The 619-nt window shown below is 70.3% G+C and carries 1 protein-coding gene; it reads left to right on the forward strand.

Going from position 1 to position 619, the window contains the following annotated elements; all coding sequences use genetic code 11:
* Positions 1-619: M23 family metallopeptidase (locus QSK31_RS48535; protein WP_502873135.1), on the forward strand; the 619-nt coding region annotated here is incomplete at both ends.

Raw genomic sequence — 619 nt, forward strand, 5'->3', positions numbered from 1 at the left:
CCCCGGCGCGACCCCGGACGGGCTCACGGCCGAACAGGCGAGCAACGCTGCCGTGATCGTCGCGGTCGGTCAGCGCCCGGTCGGTCAGCGCATGAGCGTGCCGCCGCGCGGGTGGGTGATCGCCGTAGCAACCGCGCTGCAAGAGTCCAACCTGATCAACATCGGGGGCGGGCCGGACGACTCGTTGGGACTGTTCCAACAGCGTCCGTCGCAAGGATGGGGCACCCCGGAGCAGATCATGAACCCCGACTACGCCGCCGGGAAGTTCTACGAGCGCCTCCTCGCCGTGCCCGGGTGGCAAACCATGCCGCTCACGGAGGCGGCACAGCGGGTGCAAAAATCGGCGTACCCGAACGCCTACGCCAAACACGAGGCGCGGGCTACCGAGATCGTCTCCGCGTACACCGGCGGCACGCTGCCCGTGTGTGACGGCGCGGCCATCTCCGCATCCGGGTGGACCCGCCCCGTCGCGGGCACCGTGGGCTCGGGGTTCCGTACCGCCGACCGTCCCGGTCACGACGGGGTCGACATCATGGCCGCACGGGGCACCGTGATCCATGCCGCGTCCGGCGGTGTCGTCGTGAGGGTCCGATGCAACATCGCTGGCAACTCGTGGGAC

Origin of the sequence: Actinoplanes sp. NBRC 103695 (assembly GCF_030269485.1) — a bacterium.
GTDB lineage: Bacteria > Actinomycetota > Actinomycetes > Mycobacteriales > Micromonosporaceae > Actinoplanes.